This is a genomic window from Saccharopolyspora pogona, from assembly GCF_014697215.1.
GTDB classification, from domain to species: domain Bacteria; phylum Actinomycetota; class Actinomycetes; order Mycobacteriales; family Pseudonocardiaceae; genus Saccharopolyspora; species Saccharopolyspora hattusasensis.
The window spans coordinates 5,259,705-5,272,184 of sequence record NZ_CP031142.1 but is presented as its reverse complement, the minus strand read 5'-3'; the positions used below and the strand labels follow the sequence as shown (position 1 = coordinate 5,272,184).

General features: G+C 68.0%; 10 protein-coding genes and 1 pseudogene. 8 read left to right on the top strand and 3 right to left on the bottom strand.

From position 1 onward, the window contains the following. The first annotated feature begins 184 nt into the window (after window positions 1-184). From DL519_RS24255 to DL519_RS47135, 4 genes are all read left to right on the top strand, one after another. Window positions 185-1,096, top strand: coding sequence for a pseudouridine-5'-phosphate glycosidase (locus DL519_RS24255; protein ID WP_190818203.1), 912 nt, complete (start codon window positions 185-187; stop codon window positions 1,094-1,096). Window positions 1,097-1,331: 235 nt separating this feature from the next. After that, entirely contained in the window at window positions 1,332-2,120 is a 789-nt protein-coding gene (locus DL519_RS24250) for an IclR family transcriptional regulator (RefSeq protein ID WP_190818201.1), read from the top strand. A gap of 167 nt (window positions 2,121-2,287) precedes the next feature. Beyond that, complete coding sequence (locus tag DL519_RS47140; RefSeq protein WP_223839480.1) at window positions 2,288-2,737, top strand: RNA-guided endonuclease InsQ/TnpB family protein; 450 nt, start codon at window positions 2,288-2,290, stop codon at window positions 2,735-2,737. A gap of 8 nt (window positions 2,738-2,745) precedes the next feature. Beyond that, window positions 2,746-3,513, top strand: coding sequence for an RNA-guided endonuclease InsQ/TnpB family protein (locus tag DL519_RS47135; RefSeq protein WP_223839478.1), 768 nt, complete (start codon window positions 2,746-2,748; stop codon window positions 3,511-3,513). A gap of 15 nt (window positions 3,514-3,528) precedes the next feature. Here the strand turns inward: DL519_RS47135 and DL519_RS24240 are convergent, their stop codons facing one another. Beyond that, window positions 3,529-4,311 (bottom strand): dioxygenase family protein, encoded by a 783-nt coding sequence (locus DL519_RS24240; RefSeq protein ID WP_190818199.1) that lies wholly within the window; start codon window positions 4,309-4,311, stop codon window positions 3,529-3,531. 78 nt (window positions 4,312-4,389) lie between these two features. Here DL519_RS24240 and DL519_RS24235 point away from each other — a divergent pair, with 78 nt between their 5' ends. Together DL519_RS24235 and DL519_RS24230 are read left to right on the top strand one after the other, a co-directional pair. Continuing rightward, window positions 4,390-4,845, top strand: coding sequence for a MarR family winged helix-turn-helix transcriptional regulator (locus DL519_RS24235; RefSeq protein WP_190818197.1), 456 nt, complete (start codon window positions 4,390-4,392; stop codon window positions 4,843-4,845). 365 nt (window positions 4,846-5,210) lie between these two features. Next, window positions 5,211-6,074, top strand: a complete 864-nt coding sequence (locus DL519_RS24230) for a fumarylacetoacetate hydrolase family protein (protein WP_190818195.1) — start codon at window positions 5,211-5,213, stop codon at window positions 6,072-6,074. Between the two features lie 131 nt (window positions 6,075-6,205). Here DL519_RS24230 and DL519_RS24225 read toward each other — a convergent pair whose 3' ends face one another. Next, window positions 6,206-6,790: a hypothetical protein gene (locus tag DL519_RS24225; protein WP_190818193.1), complete on the bottom strand. Its 585-nt coding sequence runs from the start codon at window positions 6,788-6,790 to the stop codon at window positions 6,206-6,208. 433 nt (window positions 6,791-7,223) lie between these two features. Here DL519_RS24225 and DL519_RS24220 point away from each other — a divergent pair, with 433 nt between their 5' ends. Next, window positions 7,224-8,297 (top strand): LysR family transcriptional regulator, encoded by a 1,074-nt coding sequence (locus tag DL519_RS24220; RefSeq protein WP_190818191.1) that lies wholly within the window; start codon window positions 7,224-7,226, stop codon window positions 8,295-8,297. Window positions 8,298-8,359: 62 nt separating this feature from the next. Here DL519_RS24220 and DL519_RS24215 read toward each other — a convergent pair whose 3' ends face one another. Beyond that, on the bottom strand, window positions 8,360-9,196 hold the full coding sequence (locus DL519_RS24215) for a transposase family protein (protein ID WP_190818189.1): 837 nt from the start codon (window positions 9,194-9,196) through the stop codon (window positions 8,360-8,362). 360 nt (window positions 9,197-9,556) lie between these two features. On the opposite strand from DL519_RS24215, the pseudogene DL519_RS24210 reads away from it, so the two are divergent. Beyond that, window positions 9,557-12,393 (top strand): annotated as a pseudogene (locus DL519_RS24210) (penicillin acylase family protein). Window positions 12,394-12,480: the final 87 nt, after the last annotated feature.

Sequence of the window (12,480 nt, the reverse complement as noted above, 5' to 3'; positions counted from 1 at the left end):
CTGCGTCCCTCGCCTTAACCGGGGAGGCAACCAGCGACGAAGCAGGAAGCTTCCGCCGCGAGGCGGAAGGGATTCCCCCGGCTTTAGCCGTGGGAGGAAACTCAACCCTATATGCTCACATCTTCGGCGTTCGGATCCAAGGAATTTTCCCGCGACACTGCGTCCGGGCCCGGCCGCGGTGGAGGTGCGAATGGCGTTGCCGGTGGTGTCCGAGGAAGTCCGGCGCGCCGTCGCGCAGCGGCGCCCGGTCGTGGCGCTGGAGTCGACGATCATCACCCACGGGCTGCCGCGCCCGGACAACGGCGAGGTCGCCCGGGCTGCCGAGCAGCAGGTCCGGGCCGCCGGCGCGGTGCCCGCGACGATCGGCGTCATCGACGGGGTCGCGACGGTCGGCCTGACCGGCGCGCAGCTCGACCGGCTGGCCGGCGACCGCGCCGCGGTGAAGGCGAGCGTCCGGGACCTGCCGATCGCCGCCGCCAAGGGGCGCAACGCCGGGACCACCGTCGCGGCGACGTCGTTCCTGGCGCACCGCGCCGGAATCCGGATCTTCGCCACCGGCGGGCTCGGCGGGGTGCACCACGGCGCGGCGACCAGCTTCGACGAATCCGCCGACCTGGTGACCCTGGCCGCGACGCCGCTGGTGGTCGTCAGCGCCGGGGCGAAATCCATTTTGGATGTCGCCGCGACGCTGGAGCGGTTGGAGACGTTGAACATCCCGGTGCTCGGCTACCGGACGCTGCGCTTCCCGGGTTTCTACGTCGCCGATTCCGGCCACGTGATTGAGCATTCCGCCGGCGCACCGGCCGAGGTCGCGGCGGTGGTGACGGCCCGCGACGAGCTGGGCCTGCGTTCGGCGGTGCTGGTGGCCAATCCGGTGCCGGCAGACGAGCAGCTGGACCCGGCGCTGCACGACCGGGCGCTGGCCGAGGCCTGGGAGCAGGCCCGGGAGCAGGGCGTCAGCGGCCACGACATCACGCCGTTCCTGCTCGACCGGATGCGCACGGCCACGGGCGGCCGGAGCCTGGCGGTCAACGTCGCGGTGTACCGCAACAACATCGCCCTGGCCACCGAAATAGCCACCGCCCTGGCCGGGTAACGCCCGGGCGGATCGGCTCGCGCGGCGATCGCAGTGTGCCGACTTGGTGTTCGTTTTCGCAGGTCAAGTCCCATGAGTGAGATCGGGTTCCGTAGGCTCAGAATTACTGGCGGGCTTGTTGGAGCTGCGCCGCCTGCGTCTCCTGGACGAGCTGCGCGGGCCAGGCTCGCCCGCTGTACTGTTCAGTAGGTCGTGCGGGGGAGCGCGGCGGCAACGGAGCAGGAGGAACTTCGGCGTGAAGGCGGAACCGGCCACCGCTGAGCAGGCGGGCAGCGGGCAGAACGTGGTCAAATCCGCCGACCGCGCGCTGGTCATCCTCGAGCTGCTCTCCCGCGGCCGGCACCGGCTCAGCGACATCGCCGAAACCCTCCGGCTGCCGCTGTCCAGCGTGCACGGCCTGCTCGGCACCTTGGTGCACCGCGGCTTCGCCGAGTTCGACCAGACCACCCGCACCTACGGGCTGGGGCTGAAGGCCTGGACCGTCGGACAGGGCTACACCGGGCACCGCGACATCGTCGGCCTGGCGCTGCCGCTGATGGAGCGGCTCGCGCAGGAGACCGGCGAGACCGTGCAGCTGTCCCGGCTGGACGGCATCGAGAACGTCTACATCGCCATCGCCGAGTCGCCGCAGCCGATGAAGCTGGTGTCCGCGGTCGGCATGCGGCTGCCTGCGCACGCCGTCGGGCTGGGCAAGGCGCTGCTGGCCGGGCTGTCCGACGACGAACTGGAGCGCCGCTACCGCGAAGTGGAGCTGGCGCCCTTCACCGCGCACACCGTGACCGATCCGACCGAGCTGCACGCCGAGATCGAGCAGGCCCGGGTGCGCGGTTTCGCCGTCGACGACGAGGAGTACATCGTCGGCTGCCGCTGCGTCGCGATGCCGATCCGCGACCACTCGGGCGAGGTTGTGGCGGCCATGTCGGTCTCCGCGCCGACGCCGCGCTGCGGGCCGGACTGGACCGACGAGACCCGCGCGCCACTGTCCAATGTGGTCGCCTCCGTCGAACATCAGCTCCGCCGCTGATCAGCTGTCGTGAGTGCGAAAGCCCTAAGAACCGGTTTTCGCACTCACGAAAGGAACGTAGTGCGGAGGCCCCCGGATTTATCCGTGGGGAGGAAGCGCGTCAAGTCCAGCACGAGGCGCCCAGCGGTAACCCACCCACGCTTACTTGTGATCGATGGTCGTTTCACATGATCTTTATGCGGTTGGCGTACCGGTGCCGGGCTTACCCGGACTCCGGACAGCGGGCCCGGTTGGGTCGCACGTTCGGGTGTGTGCGCCTGGTATGGAACAAGACCCTCGCCGAACGCCACCGTACCTACCATGGCGAGGGCCGCCGGGTCTCGTACAAGGAGACCGACGCGACCTTGACGCGGTTGAAGAAAACCGAGGAGCTGGCGTTCCTCGGTGAGGTGTCGAGCGTGCCGTTGCAGCAGACGCTTCGGCACCAGCACACCGCGTTTCAGAACTTCTTCGCCGGGCGTGCGCGGTATCCCCGGTTCAAGTCCCGCAACGGGCGCCAGTCGGCGCATTACACTCGCTCGGCGTTCCGGATGCGCGAGGGACAGCTTTTCCTCGCCAAACAGGCCGCGCCGCTGCGGTTCGTGTGGTCCTGGGATGCCGGCACGTTCGCGCGCTGAATCCCACGATGGTCGTGGTCTCCCGTGACGCGGACGGTCGTTGGTACGTGACGTTTCAGGTCGACACCGCCGACCCTGAACCCATGCCGGAAACCGGGCATGCCGTCGGGGTCGACCTGGGTGTGAAGGACTTCGCTGTCACCAGCGATGGTGAGCGGATCGCGAACCCGAAGCATCTGGAACGCAAGGCTCGTAACCTGGCCCGCTACCAGCGGCAGATGGCCCGCAAACAGAAGGGTTCGGCGAACCGGCGTAAGGCCAAGGGCAAGGTTGCTCGTGCGCACCGTAAAGTACGTAACGCGCGCCAGGATTTTCTGCATCGCACGTCCACGAACCTGGTGTGCGGTGCGGATGTGATCGCGGTGGAAGACCTCTCGGTCAGCAACATGGTCCGTAATCGGAGGCTCGCGCGGGCCATCTCCGACTGCGGGTGGGGTGAGTTCCGTAGCCAGCTGGAATACAAGACCAGTCGTGCGGGCAAGATTCTTGTGGTGGTGGATCGTTGGTACCCGTCCACCAAGACGTGCTCGAGCTGTGGGTATGTGCTGTCCGGGTTGAAGCTTTCCGTTCGGGCATGGACATGCCCGGGCTGCCGCACCCGGCACGACCGGGACATCAACGCGGCGAAGAACATCCTTGCGGCTGGTCAAGCCGTAGCCAGGGGAACTTCTGGCGATGCCTGTGGAGCTGATGTGAGACGGGGCGAGCTTCCTCGCGCGCAATCGGCCGTGAAGCAGGAACCCCAACCTGTGAGGGTTGGAATCCCCCGGCTTTAGCCGTGGGGAGGATAGTCAAGAGCCGAACTGGATGGAGCGCTTGGCCAGGCCCCACCAGAAGCCGTCGATGGCGATCTTCTGCTGGTCGAGGTCCTTGCCCGCCGCGCCCAGCGCCACGAACAGCGGCGCGAAGTGCTCGGTGCGGGGGTGCGCCAGGCGGCCCGCCGGGGCCTTGTGCTGGAAGTCGAGCAGCGCGTCCACGTCGCGCGCTTCGAGGGCCCGCGCGCCCCAGTCGTCGAACTCCGTCGACCAGCTCGGCGTGGTCTCGGCGCGCAGTGCGGCGAGGTTGTGCGTGAAGAAGCCGCTGCCCACGATGAGCACGCCTTCGTCGCGCAGCGGTTCCAGCGCCCGGCCGATGCGCATCAGTCGCTCCGGCTCCAGCGTCGGCATGGAGATCTGCAGCACCGGCACGTCGGCGTCCGGGTACATCTCCTTCAACGGCACGTACGCGCCGTGGTCGAGGCCGCGTTCCGGGAAGTCCTGCACCGGCGTGTCCGGGCTGCGCACCAGCGAGCGCACCCGGGCGGCGAGTTCCGGCGCGCCGGGCGCGGCGTACTGGACCGAGTAGTAGTGCTCGGGGAAACCCCAGAAGTCGTACACCAGCGGCACGGTCGTGGTGGCTCCGATCGCCAGCGGCGACTCCTCCCAGTGCGCCGAGATGATCAGGATGGCCTCCGGCTTTGGCAGGTCGCGGGACCAGGCCGCGAGCTGGTCGGGCCACTGCGGGTCGTTGGCCAGCGGCGGCGCGCCGTGGCTGAGGTAGAGAGCGGGCATCCGGTCCGCCGCCGGTGCGGTCATGGCGATCCTCCTAGTTCGAATTTGAACCACACCCCAAGTTACGCTGTCGTTCGAATTTGAACAAGCTAGGGTGGTGGCATGACGGAACCGCGCTGGCTGGACGCCGACGAGATGGCCGCCTGGAACGCCTTCGTGGAGGCGAGCAACCTGATCGCCCGGCGGGTCGAGCAGCAGCTGCGCGAGCAGGCGGGGCTGTCCCACCCGCAGTACGAGATCCTGGTCCGGCTCGCCGCCGAGCCCGGCGGCGAGCTGCGCATGACCGAGCTCGCCCAGCGGGTGGTGACCTCGAAGAGCGGCCTGACCTACCAGGTCACCCAGCTGGAGAAGGCCGGGCTGGTGCGCCGCCGGACCTGCGACACCGACGACCGGGGCGTCGTCGCCGGGCTCACCGGAGTGGGCCGGGAGAAGCTGCGCGCGACCGCGCCCGGGCACGTGGAACTGGTCCGCGCGAACCTAATCGACGTGCTCGACCGCGACCAGTTGCGCGCCATCGCGGAAGGGCTCGGCGCGGTGACCCGCGCGCTCCGAGCTTGACGGCCGGCCCCACCCGTTAGGTATTGCCTTCCGGGCCGGTTCCGTGGAAGGTCGGAGGGTTGCCGTTGCGACCTGGTCTCGGGGTGCACCCGCATCCCACCCGGCCGACCAGCCGTGACGGCAGTGCCGGAGGAAGTCGCGTGGGCCGGGAGGAGCGGGTTGTTAAGTGCAAGTTCGACGATCAGGCACGCGGCGTCAGCCGCTTTCTGCCACGTGCGCAACTTGCACCGCCGCGGGTTCTCAGGCTGTGCCCACCCCGCCAGGGTTCTCAGGGACGACCTACCCCAGCGTGGCGCATTGGCGTCTGAGGTTCCGCTACCCGCACCGCTGCGCAAGCCGACCACGCACGTTCGAGAAGGAGCGAGATGAAGTTTCTTAGGTTGGGTCCGGTGGGTGCTGAGCGTCCTCACGTGGCAGACGACCAGGGCCGGGTGTTCGATCTGAGCCCGATCACCAACGACATCGACGGTGAGTTCCTCGCCGGTGACGGCGTCCAGCGGGCCCGCGCGGCGCTGGCCGCCGGTGAGCTGCCCGCGGTCGACGACGCCGGCGACGGCACCGGCCTGCGGGTCGGCGCGCCGATCGCGCGGCCGATGGCGGTGCTGTGCATCGGCCAGAACTACGCCGCGCACGCCGCGGAGTCCGGTTCGGCCCCGCCGGAGGTGCCGATCCTGTTCTTCAAGCACCCGAACACGGTCGTCGGGCCGTACGACGACGTGCTGATCCCGCGCGGCGCCGAGCAGACCGACTGGGAGGTGGAGCTCGGTGTCGTGATCGGCCGCCGGGCCCACTACCTGGAAAGCGCCGAGCAGGCCCTGGACTGCATCGCCGGGTTCGTGGTGTCCAACGACGTGTCCGAGCGGGCGTTCCAGAAGGAGCACTCCGGCGGGCAGTGGTCCAAGGGCAAGTGCTGCGAGACGTTCAACCCGGTCGGCCCGTGGCTGGTCCCGGCCGACGAGATCGCCGACCCGCAGGCGCTGCGGCTGCGCTCGTTCGTCAACGGCGAGGCGCGGCAGGACTCCAACACCGCGGACACGATCTTCGGTGTCGCGGAGATCGTCCGGCACCTGTCGCAGTATCTGACGCTGGAGCCGGGCGACCTGGTCAACACCGGGACGCCGGAGGGCGTGGCGATGTCCGGGCGGTTCCCGCACCTGGCGGCCGGCGACGTGATGGAGCTGGAGATCGACGGCCTCGGCCGCCAACGCCAACAACTCAAGTCCGCCTGAGAAACGCCTGTTCCCAGGCTCGTTCGTAGCAGAGAAGACGGAGGCCCGGCACCGACCCCTCTCGGTGCCGGGCCTCCGTCGTTGTGGAATTCCGCTGCGCCGACCCCCAGTGCGGCGCTGCCGATTCCAGATCAGGCGGCCGGCTTGCGGGCCTTCGCGTAGCGGTTGTTCGCCGGCAGCCAGCACAGCACGACCGCGATGATCGCGGTCGGCAGGCCGATGAAGCCCGTGATGTTCAGCAGCTGCGGGCCGTAGCCGAACGCCGTAGCCAGGCCGCCGAACAGCGACAGGATCGCGAAGACGGTGATCAGGACGCGCGCCCAGGTCGCACCCTTGAGCGCCAACAGGGTGAACAGCAGCAGCGGCGCGGCGAAGATGATCAGCAGGAACGCCTTGAAGATCAGCTCGGCGTGCGCGATGGAGACCACGCTGTCCCACATGTCAACGGACTTGGCGAGCTCGACGACGTCCTGGGCGTTGTCGGTGCCCATCGTCTCCATGACCGTGTCGAGGTCGAAGACCTCGGGGTTGCTGGTGACGAGGCTGGTCGCGTAGCTCTCCGCGAGGCCGCGGCCACCGGCGAACACGTAGATCGCGCCGATCAGGCCGGATAACGCGGAGATCGCGGAGATGACTACCAGCGCCAGCAGCGTGCCGGGCTTCTTGAGCGTGCCGGGTGCACCGGTCGCCGGGGGAGCGGTCTGGGAGTACGTCACGGCGTGTTTCTCCTTGCCAGGATTCAGAAAAGGGGGATGAAATCCGGGGGATCTGGTAGCCGTGTCGACCGCCGCGCGACGCTCCCGTTGTCCGGCGCTGCGCTCCCGGCGCGGGCCCACGCGCTGCGGGAACAGACGTCGTCCGACGCCGCGCCCGGGCAGGACGCAGCGGTGGTGGTGCGCATGATGCTTCGCGAATCCTCTCCAGGCAGGCTGCGGTGCTCACGCCACCGCAGCCCGCGTCCGTGCGAATTGCCCCGAGTTCACCGGGCGGTCGACGATCGACCGCTACTGGGGCGAGGCAGATCATTACACCGCGCCGCACGGGTTTCCAGCACTTTCCGGAAAAATTCCGCAGATCATTAGTTCTGACACGCAGATCAGTTCGGCGCACTACACTCCGGCGAGAAAGGGAAGAGAGAAGGAAGCAGCCGTGCCGTTAGCCGGAACCGCAAGCTTGCCCGCGACCGACCTGCGCAGCCGCCTGCTGCAATCACCGGCCGCGCTGCTGGATACCACAATGGACCAATTGCGGACCTTGGTCCTGGTGCACGAGGTGGGAACCGCGCTGGCCGCGGCGCGATCGCTCGGGCGGGAGCAGTCCAGCGTGCAGAAGCAGTTGGACACGCTGAACCGGAACTTCAAACAGCTGTGCGGAGAACCACTCGTCGTAAAGCAGGGGCGCGGAAAGAAGGTGTTGTTCACAGCCACCGGTGAAGCCTTCGTGGAGATCGCGCGGGACACCTTGGCGGACTGGTTGGACGGCGTTCGCGAATCGAGACGACTTCGCGGTGAAACGGTTACTGTCGGCACTACTCGCTTCACTCTCGGTTTCCTCGCCAATGCGGGAGAACACGTGGCCGAGGAATTCCAGGAACGCGGAATCGATTTGCGCGTCACGCACTTGCGGACCCGCGAGTTGTTGGACGCATTGCGCACGAAGCAAGCGGATCTGGTCTGCGGTAGCGTGCTGATCGCCGAGGACGACTCGGTGCTGGCCGAATTCGACGTAATGGAGTGGCGGCGCAGCGGTCTGAGCCTGGTCACGAACTTATCCGGCGAACAGTTGCCGAACCGCGTGATGCGCGCGAGTGAACTGCACGCGGTGCCGCTGGTGGTGCCGGCGAGCGGACTGATCTCCGGATTCCTGCACGGCTGGTTCGGCACCGACTTCCGCGACAAGCTCGACATCGCCGCCGAGATTGACGACGTCCGCTACGGGTTCGACCTGCTGCGTTCGGAGCTGCTGCACGGCTGCATGATCGTCACGCGGGGGGTGGGCGAGGCGGCCGGCGACGGTCGGCTGCCGGAGGGCCAGGGCCTGCGCACCATCGAGCTGGTGAACGACGTCGGGCCGAAGATGCAGGTGCTGGTGGGTGCGTTCACGCGCCGAGGGGAGCGGCAGGGCTACTACGCCGAGCACCCGCTGAATCTACTGTGGACGGCGCTGGAGCTGGAGAACGCCAAGTGGAAGAGCGGCGAGGTGTCCCCCGCCAAAGCGTCCTGACGGTCCGCAATTTCAATGGAAATCGGACCTCTGATTTACATTGAGGTGATCTCAGTAGGGGGTTATGCGAGTCGGCCGTGTTCGAATTGGGTGAGTACGAGTGCGGCTTTGACGATGGTGCCGATTTTGCGGGGGCTGGTGGTGAAGTGTCGTAGGGCGCGCCAACGGCCGGTGAGCAGGGCGAATCCACGTTCGCCGAGGGCGCGCAGGCCGCGCAGCAGTTTGTTGTAGGTCTGGTTGTCGACGTCGAGTGGGCGGCCTTTGCTGGTTTTGGGGTGTTTGATCGGGGTGAGGACCCCGGCTCCGGCACCCTGGTAGCCGCCGTCGGCCAGGGTGGGCAGGTCGAGCTGGGAGTAAGCCCAGTACAGGGCGCCGAGGACGTGGTTTTCAGCGTCGGTGATGTCGTGGACGGACCCGGGCTCGACGTCGGAGACCCACAGCGGGAACCCGTCCGGGTCCGTCAGTGCTTGGATGTTGCCGGCTTGTTCGCGGGTTTTCCCGGAGTACCACAGGTCGATCTCGGTGCCTTTGGTGCTGGTGGTCTTTTCGCCGAGACGGTCGGAGGAGAAGTTTTTGCCGTCCAGGATCAGATAGGCGTCGCCGTTGTCTTTGGCCCGTTGCAGGGCGTCGTGCAGATCCGGGGCCTGCGCGGCCAGCGCCTCGATGCCCTCGTCGACATACCGGTAGCCGGTCGCGCGGGCGACACCGTGATCGCGGGCCAGTTTGGTGGTGTCGGTGCGGTCGCGGAACCACCGCAGGACCAGCACAGCCTGCCAGAACGTGGTCAACGCCCGGCGCCTCTTGCGGGTCCCTTTCCGGCGGCGTTCACCGGCCAGCAGCTTGCTGAGGAAGAGCACCAGTTCACGGGGAACATCGAGTTTGGCAGAATACGTGACCACGTGGGGCCTTCCCTGGTCGAAGATCGTTTCTTGGTCGAACTTCTTCTACCAGGGACCCCACGTCCCACTCTCCCCAGGCCAGCCCTACCCGATCACACACCCATTCCGGCAGGCCGCCTTCAGCCACTTCTTACCGAGATCACCTCATTGAAATTGCGGAAGTTGTCCACAGATTGGGGAGTTGTCCACAGGTTGTGGGGGTTGTCCACAGTCCGTGAAGTCGTGGTGCCGGTTTTCGTTGGTCTGCCTGGGTTTTCGCGTTGGACCGTTCGGGTCAAGATTAACGTGAAAGTCTTTCGTTTTTACTCTTTGGGTAGCTAGCGTCCGAGGTCGGCGACGACCTATCGGGAGGGCCCTGGCATGTCGCGACGATCGCGCACCCTGGCCGCGCTCAGCGCCGCGGCAGTCGTCGGTTCCCTGCTGATCGCACCGGCCTCGACCGCCGAACCGGCACCGGAACCCGTCACGGACTACTGCCGGGAGCAGTGCCACCATATCCTGCCGCCCGGCCAGAACGGCAACGCGACCTTCGCCGAGCTCGTCGCGCACATGCTGCTGGGCACCCGGCCGCCGCACTCCGACGACCAGCTCGCCAAGTACGACCGCCTCGCCGGCGGCTACTCGGAGCTGACCACCGGAACCATCGACGAGTTCTTCAACGACAACTCGTTCGGCGTGCGGCCCGACGACGTCGAGCGGGCCTACCAGCCGCGCGAAGACGTCACCATCATCCGGGACAAGACCGCCGGAATCCCGCACATCTACGGCATCACCCGGTCCGGCACCGCGTACGGCGCGGGCTTCGCGACCGCCGAGGACAAGCTGTTCCTGATGGACGCGATGCGCCGCGCCGGGCGCGGCGAGGTGACCCCGTTCGCCGGCGGCGCCCCGGCCAATCGCCAGCTGGAGCAGCAGTTCTTCTCCGTCTCCCCGTACACCGAGCAGGAGCTGCAGCAGCAGATCGACACCGTTTCGCGCTTCGGGGAGCCCGGCCGCCTCGCGTTCGAAGACGCTAAGTCCTATGTGGACGGGATCAACGAATACATCGAGAAGTCGCACAGCGGGCGGTACTTTCCCGGCGAGTACGTCGCCACCGGCCAGTCGATCCGATCACCAACGAAGGCCGGATCGAACCGTTCAAGCTCACCGACCTGGTCGTGCTGGCCTCGCTGGTCGGCGCCCAGTTCGGCGGTGGCGGCGGCCACGAGGTGCAGAACGCGGTCGCGCGGATGTCGCTGCACGAGCGGTTCGGGCCGGAGCGCGGCGAACAGATCTGGGCGGCGTTACGCGCCGAGAACGATCCCGAAGCCATCAGCACCATCCACGACGGGCAGTCGTTCCCGTACGGCGGCTCACCGGCGAACCCGCGGGGCGTCGTGATTCCGGACCCCGGTTCGGTTTCCGCCCAGCAGCTGATCTTCGAGCCGACCGGCTCGGCCGCCGAAGCCCCCGAACCGGCCGCCCGGCCGGAATCGGTCAACCCCCGCCCGGCCACCGGCGATCCCGTGGAAAGCCTGCGCGGCATCTTCGACGACGGCGTGGTGCCGGGCGGCATGGGGCAGGCGCGCGGCATGTCCAACGCGCTCGTGGTCTCTGGCGCGCACACCGAAAGCGGTCACCCGGTGGCGGTTTTCGGGCCGCAGACCGGCTACTTCTCGCCCCAGCTGCTGACCCTGCAGGAACTCCAGGGGCCGGGCATCTCGTCGAAGGGCGCCTCCTTCGCCGGGCTGAGCTTCTACACGCTGCTCGGCCGCGGCCAGGACTACGCCTGGAGCGCCACCACGGCGTCGCAGGACATGATCGACACCTACGCCGTCGAGCTGTGCGAACCGGACGGCCGCCCGGCAACGAAGGACTCCAACTCCTACCGCTTCCGCGGCGAATGCCTGCCGATGCAGACCGTCGAACGCGAGAACGCGTGGCAGCCGAACCTCGGCGACGACACCCCGCAGGGCTCCTACCGGCTGGTGTCCTTCCGCACCCGCTACGGGCCGGTGACGCACCGGGCGACCGTCGAAGGCAAGCCGGTGGCGTTCGCCCGCGCCCGCTCTACGTTCCTGCACGAGGTCGACTCGATCATCGGCTTCCAGAAGTTCAACGACCCGTCCGTGATCACCTCGGCGCGGGACTTCCAGCGCGCCGCCCACGACGTCAACTACACCTTCAACTGGTTCTACGCGGACGCCACCGACACGGTCTACTTCAACTCCGGGGCGAGCGTGGTGCACAAGCCGGACGTCGACCCGAGCATGCCGATCGCCTCCGACCCGGCGTTCGAGTGGCAGGACTGGAACCCGGCCGACAACACCGCCGCCTACGCCCCGTTTCGGGAGCACCCGAACTCGATCAACCAGGACTACTACGTCAGCTGGAACAACAAGCAGGCGCCCGGCACGGCCGGCGACCGGGCGGAGAAGGGCGCGGTGCAGCGCGGCGACCTGCTCGACCGCCGCGTCGCCGAGCACATCGCGGCGGGCGGCAAGTTCAACCGCGTCACGCTGACCCAGGCGATGGCCGACGCGGGCGTCACCGACCTACGCGCCGAACGGGTCCTCCCGGACCTGCTGCGGCTGATCGACACCCAGCCCGTCACCGACCCGCAGGTGGCGGCGCTGGTCGACGAGCTGCGCGCGTGGCTGGCCGACGGTGGCAAGCGCGTGGAGACCGAACCGGGCAGCAGAGATTACGCGCACCCCGACGCGATCGAGCTGCTGGACGCGTGGTGGCCGCTGCTGGTGCGCGGTGAGTTCGAGCCCGCCGTGGGCGGCGCGGCCTACCAGGCGATGACCGACGTGATGCAGATCAACGAGTCGCCTTCGGGCTGGCAGAACGGCGAACCGGGCCTGCACGTCGGCCAAGGCCACCAGGGGTCGTCGTTCCAGTTCGGCTGGTTCGGCCAGGTGTCCAAGGACATCCGCGCGGTGCTGGGGGAGCCGGTGCCCGGCGGGTTCGGCGAGCCGCTGTGCGGCGGCGGAAACGCGGAGACATGCCGGCAAATACTGCTTGACACCCTGCAGCAGGCGGCAGCGACCCCGGCGGCCGAAACCTACCCGGGCGACGCGGACTGCAAGCCCGGCGACCAGTGGTGCGCGGACGCGATCCTGCAGACCAAGATCGGCGGCATCGCCCAGGAGAAGATCAGCTGGCAGAACCGCCCGACCTACCAACAGGTCGTGGAGTTCCCCGCCCACCGCTGACCAGCTCCAGACTCGCTGGGGAACTCCGACCGGCTGGCCGGTCAAGGATCCCCTCACTTGCCGAATGGTCGGGAGGTGTGGTGCGTT

What these genes read in the sequence shown, in the direction of transcription:
- DL519_RS47140 (WP_223839480.1), top strand. Translation starts at nt 2,288, where the DNA reads ATGATCTTTATGCGGTTGGCGTACCGGTGCCGGGCTTACCCGGACTCC.
- DL519_RS47135 (WP_223839478.1), top strand. Translation starts at nt 2,746, where the DNA reads ATGGTCGTGGTCTCCCGTGACGCGGACGGTCGTTGGTACGTGACGTTT.
- DL519_RS24240 (WP_190818199.1), bottom strand. Translation starts at nt 4,311, where the DNA reads ATGACCGCACCGGCGGCGGACCGGATGCCCGCTCTCTACCTCAGCCAC.
- DL519_RS24235 (WP_190818197.1), top strand. Translation starts at nt 4,390, where the DNA reads ATGACGGAACCGCGCTGGCTGGACGCCGACGAGATGGCCGCCTGGAAC.
- DL519_RS24230 (WP_190818195.1), top strand. Translation starts at nt 5,211, where the DNA reads ATGAAGTTTCTTAGGTTGGGTCCGGTGGGTGCTGAGCGTCCTCACGTG.